This is a genomic window from Tahibacter caeni (genome assembly GCF_024609805.1).
GTDB classification, from domain to species: domain Bacteria; phylum Pseudomonadota; class Gammaproteobacteria; order Xanthomonadales; family Rhodanobacteraceae; genus Tahibacter; species Tahibacter caeni.
Genome location: NZ_JANFVR010000099.1, coordinates 1 through 15,274 on the forward strand (window position 1 = coordinate 1; position 15,274 = coordinate 15,274).

The following is a 15,274-nucleotide window of genomic DNA, read 5'->3' on the forward strand; positions in this document are numbered from 1 at the left end:
GAAACCATCGCCGCGATCGCGACCGCGCCGGGCGCCGGCGGCATCGGCGTGCTGCGCGTGTCGGGCGCGCAGGCGTCGGCCATCGCGACGACCCTGCTCGGACGCGCGCCGCAGCCGCGCCATGCCCACTACTGTGCCTTCTGCGATGCGGGCGCTGCGCTGATCGATCGCGGAATTCTGCTGCATTTTCCACAACCGAATTCGTTTACCGGCGAGGACGTGGTCGAGCTGCAGACCCACGGCTCGCCCGTGGTGCTCGATCTGCTGCTGCGCCGCGTCTGCGAGCTCGGCGCGCGCCCGGCGCGCGCCGGCGAGTTCTCCGAACGCGCCTTCCTCAACGGCAAGCTGGACCTCGCCCAGGCCGAGGCCATCGCCGATCTCATCGCGAGCCAGTCCGAAGCCGCCGCGCGCGCCGCGCTGCGCTCGCTGGACGGCGCGTTCTCCCAGCGCGTGCGGCAGCTGCTGGCCGGCCTCGTCGATCTGCGCGTCTACATCGAGGCCGCGATCGACTTTCCCGAAGAGGAAATCGATTTCCTCGCTGCGCCCGAACTGCGCGCGCGTCTGGACGGTGTCAGCGACGAGCTCTCGGCGCTGCTCGCCGAGACGCGCCGCGGCGTACGGCTCGCCGACGGCCTGCACGTCGTCATCGTCGGCCGGCCCAACGCGGGCAAGTCCAGCCTGCTCAACGCGCTCGCGGCGCAGGACCGCGCGATCGTCACGCCGGTGGCTGGCACCACGCGCGACGTGCTGCGCGAGAACATCCAGCTCGACGGCGTGCAGCTGACCCTCGTCGACACGGCCGGTCTGCGCGAATCCGCCGACATCGTCGAACGCGAAGGCATGCGCCGCGCGCGCGGCGAACTCGAACGCGCCGACGTCGCGCTGCTCGTCAGCGACGCCGAGCACCTGGACGCCGATCTCGCGCTGCTCGGTCCCACGCAGTCGGGCCAGACGCGTCTGCTGGTCTGCAACAAGATCGACCTCGCGCAGACGCCGCCGCAGCGCAGCGAGCAGGCAGCCGGTATCCGCATCGATCTGTCGGCGCGGACCGGCGCCGGGCTGGACCTGCTGCGCCGCGAACTGAAATCCCTGGCCGGCATCGGCGACGGCAGCACCGGCGCCTTCAGCGCGCGCACGCGCCATGTGCTCGCGCTCGAGCGCGTCGCCGCTCATCTCGCCGCCGCCGAATTCGCGCTGCTCGACCAGCAAGCCGGCGAACTCGCTGCCGAAGAGCTGCGCCACGCGCAGCGCGACCTCGGCGAACTGACCGGAGAATTCTCGAGCGACGACCTGCTCGGCGCGATTTTTTCGAGCTTTTGCATCGGCAAATGAGCCGCCGCGTCGCTCCGCTCGCCGCGTCGCCTGCGCAATGCGTGAAGCGACGCCTTCCCGGCCACCGGCGAGGATGGCTGCCGTTGCCGGCCAGGAGCCCGTGGCAGTCGCGCTCCGAGAAATTACATGCAGAATGATTTTGTACTTGCAGAGAAAAAACTGATCGGGGACAATCCGCCGAAGCCGCCATTCCGGAGCTGCCATGGCCGTACGGCTGCGCAGGACCTTGCACCAGCTGCGGAACACGCGCGACCTCCGCGCCGAGCTGCTGTCATTGGCGGCCAGCCTGCTCGGCACCCGCGGCGGCGCCGAACTGGTCGTGACCGATCCGCTGATCAGCGAAGCGACCGTGCGCCGGGAATGGGAGCAGCTGCTGCCGGCGCTCGCGTCCGACCTGCGCGAGCGACTGATCCTCGTCGTCGAATCGAACGCACCGCGGCTCGGTGAGAAACATGCGGACTACGAGGTCGGGTCGGGTTTGCAGCAGTTGCAAAGACCGAACTACCGCTTCGAAATTCTGCGCCAACTGCTGCGCGCCGATCTCGACAATGCCGGTCCGCAGCCTGTGAAGGCTCTGCTCGAGGCCATAGGCGCCTCGCAGACGCCGATACGCGCGGCGCTGGCCGAGCTGCGCGAAGCCGGCATCGTGCGCCAGCGCGGGCGCTCCGTCGCTGTCCGTGCCGAAGACGTCTCCGTCGACCTGCTCGCGAAGCTGCAGGCGGCGCCGCAGAGCCTGCGCTTTCGCTTCGAACGCGGCGCGCAGATCAAGCCGCCGGCGCTGCTGCAGCAGCGCGCAGCAGTGCTGCTCGGTTCGACCGGGCCGACCGGCTGGCGGGAACTTGCCCTGTCGGGCGTCGCGGTCGCCCGCGCCGACGTCGCGTCCTTCGATCTGCTCGGCCTGCCTCGACTGGACCTGCTGGCCCAGCTGCCACGTGCGGCGCAGACCTTCGATACCATGCTGCTGCGCCTGCTCGACGACGGACTCGAACCGGAGCCCAGCGTGCTCGCACCGGCGCCGGTGGTCGTGACCGTGACGCGCGCCGACACGACGTTCCTGCGCGACATTCCCGTCGACGGCGCGCGCAGCGCGCGCGCCATGGACGTCTACTTGTCCCTGCTCGATCAGGGTCTCGCGGCACAGGCCCTGCACTACGCGAAGGCGTTGCGCGCATGAACGCGTACGCACTGCTCGATGCGGCCGAACTGCTGCACCGCGTGGCCGAACGGATATCGCCGGGGCTGCGCGCGCACGTCGTCGTCGTCGGCAGCATCGCCGCGGCCTGGGCGTTCCGCGACGTCTCCGGCACCTACGCGGTCGCGACCAAGGACATCGACCTGCTGTTGCGCCCGTCCGTCGATGCGGTCGCGACCGCGACATCGCTGAGCCGCCTGTGGCTCGACGAAGGCTGGCAGCCGCAGTTCACGCACGGACGCCGGCCCGGCGACGAGACGAGGCGGGATGACGATCTGCCGGTGCTGCGCCTGCGGCCGCCCGGCGGCGAGGCGAACTGGTTCGTCGAGCTGCTCGCCGAAGCGCCGCCGGGCCAGACCGTGCGCAAGCACTGGCGCCGCTTCGCGACCGGGCTCGGCGCGTTCGCGTTGCCGAGCTTCCGCTATCTCGGCGTGGCCGCGCATGCGGCCGACGACACCGAATTCGGCCTGCGCGTCGCGCGTCCGGCGCGCATGGCGCTGGCCCACTTGCTCGAACACGCGGAGCCGGACACCACGCCGATCGCCGGCCTGCCGGGCCAGCCGCCGCGCTTCGTCAAGGACGTCGGCCGCGCGGTCGCGCTGTGGTGGCTCGCGCGACAGCAGTCGCCGCTGGCCGACCGGCAGTGGCTGGCCGAATGGCGCGAAACCTTGACCGCGCTGTATCCCGACGACGTCGCTGCGCTGAAGGCCGCAGCGGCGCGCGGCGTGGCGAATCTCGCCGATCTTCTGCGCGCCGCGCACACGATCGCGCTGAACAGCCTGCTCGCCGCGCACGGCACGACCTTGCCGGCTTACGCGCGCGCGCACGCCGGCCTCCGCGAACTCGTCGCGCGGGTCTGAGCGGAGCCCGCGAAGACCGACGGGATCTTCGCGTGTCCTGTTCCGCAGTACGGTCAGGAAATGCCTGAGCGACTTCGCCCCGACACCGGCGCCGGGAGGAGTCGCAGCTACGTCATCGCGACCGCCGGCAACGACGTATCGGGGCGGAAGACCCGAGAATCGTTCGACGGCGATTTGCGGAACAGGACGCTAGTACCACTCCAGCAGCGAAAGCCCGAGGCCGACGTAGGTCGCGCGGTGGTTGTAGTCGATCAGGCTCTCGCCGTAGCCGTCGAACAATTGCAGATGTCCACGAAGCTGATTGTGGATCGGGAACGCCCAGTCGAACTGCGCCGCGCCGCCTTCGGCGCTCGGCCGCAGCATCAGCGCGAACTCGTGACCGTTCCAGACGCGCACGATCTGCACGTCGCCGTGGCCGAGATAGTCGCCGATGTCCGGGTTGTCGGACTTGTCGAAGGATTCCTTGAAGATCCACCAGGGCCGCACCATCACGGTCCAGTCGCCGCGCTCGAAGCCGGCCTGGCCGACGACGCGGTTCCAGCTGCGCGACAGCGGCAGGCTGCGGCCGTTGGACTGGTGGTTCACGCTGACGCCGAACAGATGGCCGTCCCAGCCGAGCACGCGCAGATCGGAACGGAACACGAGCATGAGCTCCGGCTCGTAGTTGGTCTCGCGGAAAGGGCGCGAGATCTGCGGGTTCGCGACCTGCCAGTGCGATGCCTGGGTATAGCCGAGCCAGAGATCGCCGTTGTCGCCGAACAGGCTCTCGAGGATCTTGCCCTTGAAGCTCAGCTGAAACTTCATCTCGGCAGCCTTGAGCCGCTCGGGCAGCTCGACGTCGTGATCCGGCGACGGGCTGCGCGGCGAGGCGTTGATGTTCGAGGTGTGAAAGAACGGCAGTACGTAGAGCGGCTTGTAGCCGCGTATGTTGAACGCGCCGAGCTTCGCGTCGGGCTCGAGCTCCCAGCGGCTGTCGAGCAGCGAACGTTCCTCGGCGCGCGGCGACGCCGGCTCGTCGAACGCGTAGATCACCGGCGGCTCGGTCGGGCGCGCCGCGGCCGATGCCGGTGCGACGCGGCGCGGAAACAGCGAGTCGTAGCAGGCCAGCCGTTCCGGATCGGATGCGATCGCCGCGCAGGCGCGCGCGTCGGACGGCGTGGCCGCCGTCGCGGCCGGCACGAACGGCAGCAACAGCGGCAGGGCGGCGAGGCGGCGCAGATCCATCGGCGGCGAACTCCGGGTCGGAAAGCCCCCCATGCTAGCAGGCGCGCCGCCGCCGATTTGGCCCAGGACCCACGCCTGCGCCGCGCAGCGACATGACGTCCGGCACCGAAACCCGGTCTAATGCGGGCTTCGTTTGCGGAAGGTTGCTCATGCGTACGATGCTGATGGCTGGCCTACTGGCCTTTTCCCTGCCTGCGATGTCCGAAAAGCTCACGATAGAACGCATCCTCGACGATCCCGCCGTCCTCGGCACGACGCCGCGCGGCCTGAAGATCGCGCCCGACGGTTCGCGCGTCACGTTCCTGCGCGGCAAGGCCGACGACCAGAACGCATTGGATCTCTGGGAATACCATCTGGCCGACGACGCGACGCGGCTGCTGGTCGATTCGCGCGTGCTGCAGCCGGCCGAGGAAGCCCTGTCCGACGCCGAGAAGGCCACGCGCGAGCGCCAGCGCATCGCCGGTCTCAAGGGCATCGTGAACTACCGCTGGGCGCCGGACAGCCGGCGCCTGCTGTTTCCGCTGGCCGGCCAGCTCTATCTCTACGATCTCGACGCGCCGCCCGCCGAAGCCGTGCGCTCGCTGACGCCGAAGGACGCCGAGATCATCGACGCCCAGGTCGCGCCGAGCGGCCGCTACGTCTCGTTCGTGAGCCGGCAGAACCTCTGGGTCGTCGATCTCAAGACCAACCTGAAGCAGCGCCTGACCGACGACGGCAAGGACACCGTGCACAACGGAGAAGCCGAGTTCATCGCGCAGGAAGAAATGGACCGCTTCAGCGGCTACTGGTGGTCGCCCAAGGGCGACTGGATCGCGTTCGAGCGCTACGACGAGGCGCGCGTGCCCGTCGTGCAGCGCTTCGAGATCCAGCCCGACCGCACCGACGTGACCGAGCAGCGCTATCCGGCCGCGGGCCAGCCCAACGTCAAGGTGCAGCTCGGCCTGATCCGGCCCGGCGGCGGACGCCCGCGCTGGATCGACCTCGGCAGCGACGGCGACATCTACCTCAACCGGGTGAACTGGACGCCGGACGGCAAGCACGTCGCGTTCCAGCGCCAGACCCGCGACCAGCACCGCCTCGATCTCGTGCTCGTCGACGTCGACACCCTGAAGTCGCAGCTGCTGCTCAGCGAGACCAATGCGACCTGGATCAACCTGCACGACGATCTGCGCTTCCTGTCGCGCCAGAGCGCGTTCGTCTGGGCCTCGGACCGCAGCGGCCACAAGCATCTGTACTTGTACGGAATGGACGGAAAGGAAAAATTCCCGCTTTCCTCCGGTGACTGGGACGTGGATCGCGTGCTGGCCGTCGACGAAGCGGCCGGACTCGTCTACGTCGCGGCCAACCGCGACCATCCGCTCGACAAGCAGGTCTATGCGCTCAAGCTCGACGGCAGCAACGCGGCGAATCCGCAGCGCATTACGCGCGACGACGGCTGGCACGAGGCGACCTTCGCCGGCGACGGTGCAGTCAAGCTGTTCGTCGACAGCTGGAGCGATCCGCAGACGCCGACCCAGGTCGGCGTGCGCGGACCCGACGGCGAACGCCTGGCCTGGATCGCCGAGAACCGAGTCGACGCGGCGCATCCGTATGCGCCGTACCGAGCCGAGCACCTCGTGCCGGAGTTCGGCAGCATCAAGGCCGCCGACGGCCAGGCGCTCTGGTATCGCCTGTACAAGCCGGCCGGCTTCGATCCGGCCAAGCGCTACCCGGTGATCTCGCATTTCTACGGCGGGCCGACGGCGCAGCTCGCCAAGCGCGACTTCGGCGATCTGCTCGACCAGTATTTCGCGCAGCAGGGCTACGTCGTGCTGACCCTGGACAACCGCGGCATGGCGCGCCGCGGCCGCCAGTTCTCCGATCCGATCCATCGCCAGCTCGGCAAGATCGAAGTCGAAGACCAGCGCGCCGCCCTGCAGTGGCTCGCGGGCCAGCCCTGGGTCGACGGCCGGCACATGGGCGTGTTCGGCTGGAGCTACGGCGGCTATCTGAGCCTGATGATGCTGGCCAAGTCCTCCGACATCGTCGCAGCCGCGGCCGCGGTCGCTCCGGTCACCGACTGGAGCCTCTACGACACGCACTACACCGAGCGCTATCTCGGCCAGCCCAAGGACAACGCCGAAGGCTATCGCACGAGCGGGGTGCTGCCGTGGCTGGACGGCATGGCCTCGCCGCTGCTGCTGATCCACGGCATGGCCGACGACAACGTGCTGTTCACCCATTCGACGCAGCTGATGGCCGAGCTGCAGAACCGCGGCAAGGCGTTCGAGCTCATGACGTATCCGGGCGGCAAGCACGGCATGTCGACGCCGGCGATGAAGAAACACGTCTACAACACGGTCAAGCGCTGGTTCGACCGCCAGCTCAAGACGCCGGCGGCGCCGTGACGGCGCCGCCGGCAGCGGTCACGAAGACGCCGCGGGCGCGACGCTCACCGTGCAGACCGACACCGGCGCCCTGCACTACAAGCGGACTGCGGCCAAGTCGTTCGTCCGCTCGCCGGCGAACGGCCCGGGGAAATGAACTGCGTGCCGGTGCCGGCGCGCAAGATCGACAAGCCGCGCCGAGCGCCGCGCCGCTTCACGTGAAGCGGCCGGCTTGGTAGTCGCGGATCGCGGTCAGGATCTGTTCCTGCGTGTTCATGACGAACGGACCGTACTTCGCGACCGGCTCGTTCAACGGCCGGCCCGCGACGAGGATCAGCTTCGCGCCGGCCGCGGCCGAGAGGCGGACCTGCGCGCCGTGGCTCAGCACGCCGAGTTCGCCGCGCGCCACCGGGTGCGTCTGCGCGCCATCGCCCACCGTCGCCTCGCCGTCGTAAACATAGACGAACGCGTTGTGCCGCTCGGGCAGTTCCGCGGTCCATTGCGCACCGGCCTCCAGGCGCACGTCGACGTAGAGCGGTTCGGTCGCGACGTCGGCGACGGGTCCGCTGGTTTCGCCGATGCGGCCGGTCAGCAGACGCAGCTCCACGCCGTCGGCCGGATGCAGCTGCGGCACACGTTCCGGCGCGATGTCCTGATACCGCGGCGCGGTCATCTTGTCCCTGGCCGGCAGATTGACCCAGAGCTGGAAGCCCCACATCAGGCCGTCTTCCTGCTCGGGCATCTCCGAATGCACGATGCCGCGTCCGGCCGTCATCCACTGCACGCTGCCGGCACGCAGGCGGCCGCTGTTGCCCTGGTTGTCGCCATGGCGCATGTTGCCGGCGAGCATGTAGGTCACGGTCTCGAAGCCGCGATGCGGATGATCGGGAAAGCCGGCGAGGTAGTCGCCGGGCTGGTCGGAACGGAACTCGTCGAGCATCAGGAACGGATCGAGCATGTCCAGCGCCGGCTGGCCGATCACGCGATTGAGCTTGACCCCGGCGCCGTCGCTGGCCGGCATGCCGCGCACGGTCCTGACGATATGGCGCGAGCTCGGATTTGTCGCATTCATGGCGTGCTCCGGACGATGAACGCCGCTAGATGGTTGCCGCGACGTCCCCAGCCAAGCCGCGATGCATGAACAGCTCTGTTTCGCCAGCGCAACAATCGCGGCGCCGCGCGCCGTTCGGACGGCCGCGGCCTGGTTCAATGCACCCAGCGGCCGCCGCGGCGCCGCGGCGGATCGCGGAATTCGCTAGACGCGGCGCCGCTGCCGGCCTTCTCGCGCTCGCTGGCCGGATGCACTCGCCAATACTGCGCGACCTGGGCGACGACCTGCGGAATGTGCGCGAGGCAGTCGTCGTATTCCTGCTCGGTCAGGCGCTCGAATTCGGCTTCGGCCGTCAGCACGCCTTCGTCGACCGACAGGGCCATGACCGGACCGAGCATTTCCATGAGCTGCGCGTCTTCGGCCAGGCGCGATTCCCAGGCGCTCGCGCGCAGGTCGATCGCGCGGCTGACGCCTTCGCACCAGCCGGCCGCCGACAGCGCGACGCCGCCGTCCTCAAGGTCGACTTCGCCGAGTATCGGTTCGTAGGTCTCGGCTTCGATCTCGCCGACGATGGAATCGTTGAGCTTGGCCAGCAGCTGCAGGACGCGCTCGCCCTCTTCCTCGTCGGCGAACGGCGCGTGCAGCACTTCGGGCAGCCATTCGTCCGGCAGTGCGGGGTCCGGTCCTATCGCGAGCACGGTCAGCAGGCCGTGCACGCCGTCGAGCAGCAGATCGCCTTCGTTCTCGCGCGCATGGGCGCGCAGGTACTGATCGAGCTCGTCGAGCTCGTGGTCCTCGAGCGAGGGCGTGACTTCGCGTTCGGTCATGCGTTGAGTTCCAGCAGCGCCGGCGCGTGGTCCGAAGGACGCTCCCACCGGCGCGGTTCCAGATCGATGCTCGCGCCCGCGAAACGCGGCCGCAGCGCTTGGCTGGCCAGCACGAGGTCGATGCGCAGGCCGAGGTTGCGACGGAACGCGGCCTGGCGGTAGTCCCACCAGCTGAACGCGCCGTCGTTGCTGTGAAATTCGCGGAAGGTGTCGACGAGGCCGATGCCGAGCAGCTTGCGCAGCGCCGCGCGCTCGGGCTCGGAGCAGAGGATCTGGTCCTTCCAGGCGAGCGGATCGTGCACGTCGCGGTCTTCCGGCGCGATGTTGAAATCGCCGAGCACGACGAGGTTCGGGTGCCGCGCGGCCTCGCCGGCGAGGTGGTCGGTCACGCGCGCGAGCCAGTCGAGCTTGTAGGCGTACTTTTCGCTGCCGACGGCTTGGCCGTTGACGACGTAGAGGTTCGCGATGCGCAGGTCGCCGACGTCGGCGATCAGGATGCGCCGCTGCGGATCGTCGAGTCCGGGCACGCCGGTCAGGATGTTCTGCGGCATGTCGTGGCGCGACAGCAGCGCGACGCCGTTATAGGTCTTCTGTCCCGAGAACACGCTGCGGTAGCCGAGCGCGGCCAGCTCGGTGTCCGGAAATTTGGAATCTTCCAGTTTTGTTTCCTGCAGCGCGACGATGTCGGGCTGCGCGGCCACGAGCCATTGCTTCAGGTGCGGCATGCGCACGTTGAGCGAATTGACGTTCCAGGTCGCGATTTTCATGCGCGCAGTCTAGTGTCCCGTCCTGCAGATAGCCACCGGCGGACGCCGTCGTCGCGGCGCTCGCCGCACCGATCGCCGACGGCGGGACCGGCGCCGGAAGAAGCCGTCGCACCGCGGTCGAGCGCGCCCGGCGCCGCGGCGGATTCCGCCCGCTGCGGCGCGCGATCAGACCAGGCCGTAGCTGTGCAGCAGCGCTTCGGCATCGGGCTCGCGGCCGCGGAACGCGACGAAACTCTCCAGCGCCGGACGCGAACCGCCGACCGCGAGCACTTCGCGGCGGAAGTCGGCGCCGGTCGCGCCGTTGAACACGCCTTCGGCCTCGAAGCGCGCGAACGCGTCGGCCGACAGCACCTCGGCCCAGAGATAGCTGTAATAGCCGGCGCCGTAGCCGCCGGCGAAGATGTGCGTGAAGCTGTGCGGGAAACGCTGCCAGGCCGGCGGGTGCACGACCGCGACGTCGCGGCGCACCTGCTGCAGGACTTCGAGCGTGCGCGCGCCGCGCGCCGGGTCGAACTCCAGATGCAGGCGGAAATCGAACAGCGCGAACTCGAGCTGGCGCACGAGGAACATGCCGGCCTGGAAATGCCGCGCCGCGAGCATGCGCTGGAACAGCGCGTCGGGCAGCGCCTCGCCGGTCTGGTAATGCCGCGCGAACAGGTCGAGCGTCTCGCGCTGCCAGCCGAAGTTCTCGAGGAACTGGCTCGGCAGCTCGACCGCGTCCCACTCCACGCCGCTGATGCCGGAAACGCCTGGATAGTCGATCTCGGTCAGCAGATGGTGCAAGCCGTGGCCGAACTCGTGGAACAGGGTCAGCACGTCGTCGTGGGTCAGCAGCGACGGCGCCGTCGCGGTCGGCGGCGCGAAATTGCAGGTCAGGTAGGCGATCGGCCGGTGCAGGCCGTCGGCGTCGCGGAAGCGCGAGCGGCAGACGTCCATCCAGGCGCCGCCGCGCTTGCCGCTGCGCGCGTAGAGATCGACGTAGGCGCCGGCGATCGGCTGGCCGTTCGCGTCGAACACCTCGTAGTAGGCGACATCCTCGTGCCAGACGTCGATGCCGTCGCGGCGCTGCAGGCGGATGCCGAACACGCGCTCGCAGATGCCGAACAGCCCCGCTATGACCGCGGGCAACGGGAAATACGGCTTGAGCTCTTCTTCGTTGAGCTGGAAGCGGCGTTCGCGCAGCTTCTCCGACGCATAGCCGATGTCCCAGGGCTGCAGGTCGGCGAGACCCAGCTCGGCCGCGGCGAACGCGCGCAGCTCGGCGATCTCGCGCTCGGCCACGGGTCTGGCGCGGCGCACGAGGTCGGTCAGGAAATCCAGCACCTTCTGCGGCGAGGCCGCCATCTTGGTCGCGAGCGATTCCTCGGCCGCATTCGCGAAGCCGAGCAGCTGCGCGGCTTCGTGGCGCAGCGCGAGGATCTGCTCGATGCGTTCGGAATTGTCGAAGCGGCCGGCATCGGGACCCTGGTCCGAGGCGCGCGTCGCGTTGGCCGTATAGACGCGCTCGCGCAGCGCGCGGTCGTCGGCATAGGTCAGCACGGCCTGCACGCTGGGCTGCTTGAGCGTGACCAGCCAGCCGTCCAGTTCCTTTTCGCGCGCATAGGCGGCGAGCACGGCGCGGCCGGATTCGGGAATGCCGGCCAGCGCGGCCGCGTCGGTCAGATGCTCGCTCCAGGCTTCGCTCGCATCGAGCACGGCTTCCTCGAACTCGGTCGCCAGGCGCGACAGCTCGTTGGCGATGGTCTTGAAGCGCGACCGCGCGGGCTCCTCGAGCGCGACGCCGGACAAGCGGAAATCGCGCAAGGCGTGCTCGGTCAAGGTGCGCGCCGGGCGCGGCAGGCCGGCGAAATCGCTGCGCTGCGCCACCGCGTCGACGGCCGCATAGAGCTCGCGGTTCTGGCCGAGCTCGGTCGAGTATTCGGTGATCGCCTCGAGCGCGGTCGAATAAGCCTTGCGCAGCTCGTCGGAATCCTTGACCGAGTGCAGATGCGACACCGGCGACCAGGTCCGGTCCAGGCGTTCCTCCCAGACCTCCTGCGGCAGCAGGGTGTTGGCGAAATCGCGCGTGCCGGATGCGGCCGTCAGCGCGTCGATCGCCGCGCGGTAGTCGTTCAAGATGTGCTCGACGGCAGGCACCACGTGCTCGGGCCGGATCTCCGAAAAAGCCGGCAGCTCGCCGTCGCGCAGCAGGGGGTTGGTCGCATCCATGATCGCTTTCCGGGGCGGGGCAAAGCGCGAAGGTGTAGCGCGGCCCGCGGAAAATCAAGCGCATGGCCGGCCTGCCGCGCCGCTGCCGCCGGGCTCGGCGTAGCATTGCGCGCATGACGGCCGCCGATATCCCGCTGACCTTGCCGGAGCGCGAGCTGCTGCGCCGCTCGACCCTGTTCCGCCATCTCGACGACGACGAGCTCGCGGCGCTGACCGAGGTGCTGGAATGGTTCGTGCTGCCCGGCGGCGCGACCTTGTTCGAGGCCGGCGAAACTTCCGACGCGCTCTACGTGCTGCGTTCCGGCAGCCTCGGCGCGTTCCGCCGCCGCGGCGACAGCGACGTCGAGGAATGCATCGGCCTGATCGCCGCCGGCGAAAGCGTCGGCGAACTCGGTCTCATCGTCGACCAGCCGCGCTCGGCGACGGTGCGCGCGCTGCGCGATTCGGAGCTGCTGCGCCTGTCGCGCACGGCGTTCAACGAACTCGTGCAGCGCCAGCCCACGGCCATGCTCGAAGCCGCGCGCGTCGCGGTCGAGCGTCTCGTGCGCCGGCGCAGCGGCGACCTGACGTCCTCGCCGCGCACCCTGGCCGTGCTGCCGCACGATGCCGGCGTCGACGCGCGCGCCTTCGCCTACGCGCTGGAGCGGGTGCTCGGCGCCTACGGCAGTTGCCGCGTGCTCGAGGCCGGGCATGCGGCCGGCCAGACCAGCGCCTGGTTCGCCGCGCAGGAGGCTGCATTCCGCTTCGTGATCTACCTGGCCGACGCCGAGGCCAGCGACTGGCGCGAGCTCTGTGTGCGCCAGGCCGATGCGCTGCTGCTGCTCGCCGACGCAGCGTCGCCGCCCTCGCCGTGGCAGGAACGCGCCTGCCAGAACGCGCAGCAGGCGCTGTTCCGGCCGCGCCACCTCGTGCTGCGCCACGGCCGCGGCGAAGTGCTCGCCGGCAGCGGAGCGGCCTGGCTCGCAGCCGCGCCCGGCGCGCGGCTGCATCACTGGTGCCGACCCGACGACGTCGAACGCATCGCGCGGCTGATCGCCGGGCGCAGCCTCGGGCTCGTGCTGTCCGGCGGCGGCGCGCGCGGCTTCGCCCACATCGGCGTGATCCGCGCGCTGCGCGAGGCCGGCATCCGCATCGACGCCGTCGGCGGCACGAGCATCGGCGCGATCATCGCCGCCGGCGTCGCGGCCGGCTGGAGCGACGAGGAAATGATCGACAAGTACCGCCGCGCGTTCGTCGCCGGCCGGCCGCTGTCGGACTACACGTTTCCGTTCGTCGCGATGACGTCGGGCCGGCGCGTTTCCGAGCTGCTGCGGCAGGCTTTCGGCGAGCGGCACATCGAGGACCTGGCGCTGCCGTTCTTCGCCGTCTCGGCCAACCTGACCAGCGGCGACGCGGTGACGCATCGCAGCGGCCCGCTCTGGTACTGGCTACGTGCGAGCTCGGCCATTCCGGGCGTACTGCCGCCGGTGTTCCACGACGGCCAGGTGCTCGTCGACGGTGCCGTCATCAACAATCTGCCGACCGACGTCATGCGCGACGAATCGGTCGGCGACGTGATCGGCGTGGACATCGGCGCCGACGACGTGCTGCATGCGCGCGTCGAGGAATTCGCGTCGCCGCAGAGCTGGCGCCTGCTGCTGGACCAGTTCGGCCGCCCGGCCCGGCCCGGCGTCGTCAGCATCCTGCTGCGCGCCGGCATGGTGAATTCCAAGGCCGCCAACGCCGACCGCCGCGCGAAGGCCAGCCTGCTGCTCGCGCCGCCGGTGACCGGCGTCGGCCTGCTCGACTGGGCCGCCTACGAGCGCGCGATCGAGCTCGGCTACCAGTACGCGCTGCGCGAGATCGGCGGGCCCAAGGACGCCCTGGCCGACGATACGCCGTTGCTCTAGCCGCGGGCCGCCGGTCTGCGGCGCGCGCTGCCCCGACGAGGCGCCTTCATTCTTCTTCATTCGCGCTTCCGGCGCTTCATTCGCCGCCGTTGCAGGCTGTCCCCGTCGATCAACCGGAGGACACCATGCGTCATTTGCTCGGCTTCATCGCGTTCACCCTGGCCACGACGGCCACCGCTTACGAGGTGCCGGCCCGCCTCGACGACGGCTGGCCCGTGGCCGACGCCGCCGCGCTGGGCTGGGACACGGCCCGTCTCGACCGCCTGACGGTGACCCTGGCCGAAGAAAGCCATGCCGGCATCACGAGCGTGCTGGTCGCGCAGCGCGGCCGGCTGATCTACGAGGCCTACGCGAACGGCGGCAGCCGCGACCAGCTCAACGACATGCGCTCGGCGACGAAGACCCTGACCGCGCTGCTGGTCGGCGCCGCGATCGACCGCAGCCGCATCGCGGGAGCCCAGGCCAAGGTCTATCCGTGGTTCCGCGACACGGTCCGCGCGCGCGGACTCGATCCGCGCAAGGCCGCGATGACGCTCGAAGACCTGCTCACCATGAGCAGCGTCTGGGAGTGCGACGACGACAACGCGTTCTCCAGCGGCAACGAGGAACGCATGTACGTCAGCGAGAACTGGACCGCGTTCGCGCTGAACCTGCCGGTCCGCGGCTATGCGCCGTGGCAGAAGCGCCCGTCCGAAAGCCCTTACGGCCGCGCGTTCTCCTACTGCACGGCCGGGTCGTTCCTGCTCGGCGCCGTCGTCGAGCGCGCGACCGGCCTGCCGCTCGCGCAGTTCGCGCGCGAGACGTTGGAGCAGCCGCTCGGCATCGCGCAGGTGCAATGGAACCGCTCGTCCGAAGGTGTGGGCATGGGCGGCGGCGGCACGCGCTACCGCACGCGCGACGTCGCGAAGTTCGGCGAGCTGCTGCGCGATGCGGGCCGCTGGCAAGGACGCCGGGTCGTGTCGGCCGATTGGATCGCCGCGATGCTGACGCCGCGCGCGGTGCCGCGCGACGCCACCGAATACGGCTACCAGATCTGGCGCTTCCGCTTTCCGGTCCGGGGACGCGACGAATGGACCTGGGCCATGTCGGGCAACGGCGGCAACTACGTCTTCGTCGCGCCGCAGTTCGACCTCGTCGCCGTGGTCACGAGCACGACCTACAACCAGCGCACGGCGCATCCGCGTTCGCAGGCGCTGTTCCGCGACGCGGTGCTCGGCGCCATGCCGCCGCGCTGATCAGCGCGGCGCGGCGACCTCGGCGGCGGCGATCGAGGCCGCCGCCGTCCCGCGTTCGCGGCGTACGCGCCCGGCGACGTCTTCGAGCACGCGCACGAAGGCCGGGTCGCCGGCCAGCGGCTGGAACAGTGCCGACGTCTGCAGATAGGCGCGATCGCGCCAGCCGTCCTCCACGGCGGCCTGCAATGCAATGACCGCGGCGGCACGATCGCCGCGCGCGAGCTGCAGCACGGCCAGCTCGAGGCGGTCCTCGGGCCAGCCGCCGCGGCGGCTGTCGCCGGCGACTTCACCGACACGCCGGTCCAGCCAGTCATGCGGCGGAA

General features: G+C 69.9%; 11 protein-coding genes and 1 pseudogene. 6 read left to right on the plus strand and 6 right to left on the minus strand.

The window, feature by feature from the left end; genetic code table 11:
- The 3 genes from mnmE to NON22_RS10805 form a co-directional block, all read left to right on the plus strand.
- On the plus strand, positions 1-1,332 hold a 1,332-nt coding region (mnmE, locus tag NON22_RS10795; RefSeq protein ID WP_257386939.1), incomplete at its 5' end, for a tRNA uridine-5-carboxymethylaminomethyl(34) synthesis GTPase MnmE.
- 202 nt (positions 1,333-1,534) lie between these two features.
- Positions 1,535-2,506: a helix-turn-helix domain-containing protein gene (locus NON22_RS10800; RefSeq protein WP_257386940.1), complete on the plus strand. Its 972-nt coding sequence runs from the start codon at positions 1,535-1,537 to the stop codon at positions 2,504-2,506.
- Positions 2,503-3,384: a hypothetical protein gene (locus tag NON22_RS10805; protein ID WP_257386941.1), complete on the plus strand. Its 882-nt coding sequence runs from the start codon at positions 2,503-2,505 to the stop codon at positions 3,382-3,384. Before NON22_RS10800 ends, NON22_RS10805 begins: the two co-directional genes overlap by 4 nt.
- Positions 3,385-3,573: 189 nt before the next feature.
- Here the strand turns inward: NON22_RS10805 and NON22_RS10810 are convergent, their stop codons facing one another.
- Positions 3,574-4,608, minus strand: coding sequence for a phospholipase A (locus tag NON22_RS10810; RefSeq protein WP_257386942.1), 1,035 nt, complete (start codon positions 4,606-4,608; stop codon positions 3,574-3,576).
- 149 nt (positions 4,609-4,757) lie between these two features.
- On the opposite strand from NON22_RS10810, the gene NON22_RS10815 reads away from it, so the two are divergent.
- Positions 4,758-6,995 (plus strand): S9 family peptidase, encoded by a 2,238-nt coding sequence (locus NON22_RS10815; RefSeq protein WP_257386943.1) that lies wholly within the window; start codon positions 4,758-4,760, stop codon positions 6,993-6,995.
- Positions 6,996-7,188: 193 nt separating this feature from the next.
- Here the strand turns inward: NON22_RS10815 and NON22_RS10820 are convergent, their stop codons facing one another.
- The 4 genes from NON22_RS10820 to NON22_RS10835 form a co-directional block, all read right to left on the minus strand.
- The gene (locus NON22_RS10820) at positions 7,189-8,046 is read right to left on the minus strand and encodes a pirin family protein (protein ID WP_257386944.1); all 858 of its coding nucleotides are present in this window, start codon (positions 8,044-8,046) and stop codon (positions 7,189-7,191) included.
- Between the two features lie 134 nt (positions 8,047-8,180).
- Positions 8,181-8,852 carry a YecA/YgfB family protein gene (locus NON22_RS10825; RefSeq protein WP_257386945.1) on the minus strand — a complete coding sequence of 224 codons (672 nt, stop codon included), beginning with the start codon at positions 8,850-8,852 and terminating at the stop codon, positions 8,181-8,183.
- A complete protein-coding gene (gene xth / locus NON22_RS10830) occupies positions 8,849-9,619 on the minus strand; it encodes an exodeoxyribonuclease III (RefSeq protein WP_257386946.1) in 771 nt (256 codons plus the stop codon). Before xth ends, NON22_RS10825 begins: the two co-directional genes overlap by 4 nt.
- A gap of 165 nt (positions 9,620-9,784) precedes the next feature.
- The gene (locus NON22_RS10835) at positions 9,785-11,827 is read right to left on the minus strand and encodes a M3 family metallopeptidase (protein ID WP_257386948.1); all 2,043 of its coding nucleotides are present in this window, start codon (positions 11,825-11,827) and stop codon (positions 9,785-9,787) included.
- 113 nt (positions 11,828-11,940) lie between these two features.
- Here NON22_RS10835 and NON22_RS10840 point away from each other — a divergent pair, with 113 nt between their 5' ends.
- Together NON22_RS10840 and NON22_RS10845 are read left to right on the plus strand one after the other, a co-directional pair.
- Positions 11,941-13,716, plus strand: coding sequence for a patatin-like phospholipase family protein (locus NON22_RS10840; protein ID WP_257386949.1), 1,776 nt, complete (start codon positions 11,941-11,943; stop codon positions 13,714-13,716).
- A 125-nt stretch (positions 13,717-13,841) separates the two neighbouring features.
- Positions 13,842-14,951, plus strand: a complete 1,110-nt coding sequence (locus NON22_RS10845; RefSeq protein WP_257386950.1) for a serine hydrolase domain-containing protein — start codon at positions 13,842-13,844, stop codon at positions 14,949-14,951.
- On the opposite strand, the pseudogene NON22_RS10850 reads toward NON22_RS10845, so the two are convergent.
- A pseudogene (locus NON22_RS10850) lies at positions 14,952-15,274 on the minus strand (hypothetical protein); the annotation flags it as partial.

Bases quoted from the DNA above. Each gene is read 5' to 3' on its own strand.
- NON22_RS10820 (WP_257386944.1), bottom strand. From the start codon at position 8,046: ATGAATGCGACAAATCCGAGCTCGCGCCATATCGTCAGGACCGTGCGC.
- NON22_RS10835 (WP_257386948.1), bottom strand. From the start codon at position 11,827: ATGGATGCGACCAACCCCCTGCTGCGCGACGGCGAGCTGCCGGCTTTT.
- xth (WP_257386946.1), bottom strand. From the start codon at position 9,619: ATGAAAATCGCGACCTGGAACGTCAATTCGCTCAACGTGCGCATGCCG.
- NON22_RS10845 (WP_257386950.1), top strand. From the start codon at position 13,842: ATGCGTCATTTGCTCGGCTTCATCGCGTTCACCCTGGCCACGACGGCC.
- NON22_RS10825 (WP_257386945.1), bottom strand. From the start codon at position 8,852: ATGACCGAACGCGAAGTCACGCCCTCGCTCGAGGACCACGAGCTCGAC.
- NON22_RS10815 (WP_257386943.1), top strand. From the start codon at position 4,758: ATGCGTACGATGCTGATGGCTGGCCTACTGGCCTTTTCCCTGCCTGCG.
- NON22_RS10810 (WP_257386942.1), bottom strand. From the start codon at position 4,608: ATGGATCTGCGCCGCCTCGCCGCCCTGCCGCTGTTGCTGCCGTTCGTG.
- NON22_RS10840 (WP_257386949.1), top strand. From the start codon at position 11,941: ATGACGGCCGCCGATATCCCGCTGACCTTGCCGGAGCGCGAGCTGCTG.
- NON22_RS10805 (WP_257386941.1), top strand. From the start codon at position 2,503: ATGAACGCGTACGCACTGCTCGATGCGGCCGAACTGCTGCACCGCGTG.
- NON22_RS10800 (WP_257386940.1), top strand. From the start codon at position 1,535: ATGGCCGTACGGCTGCGCAGGACCTTGCACCAGCTGCGGAACACGCGC.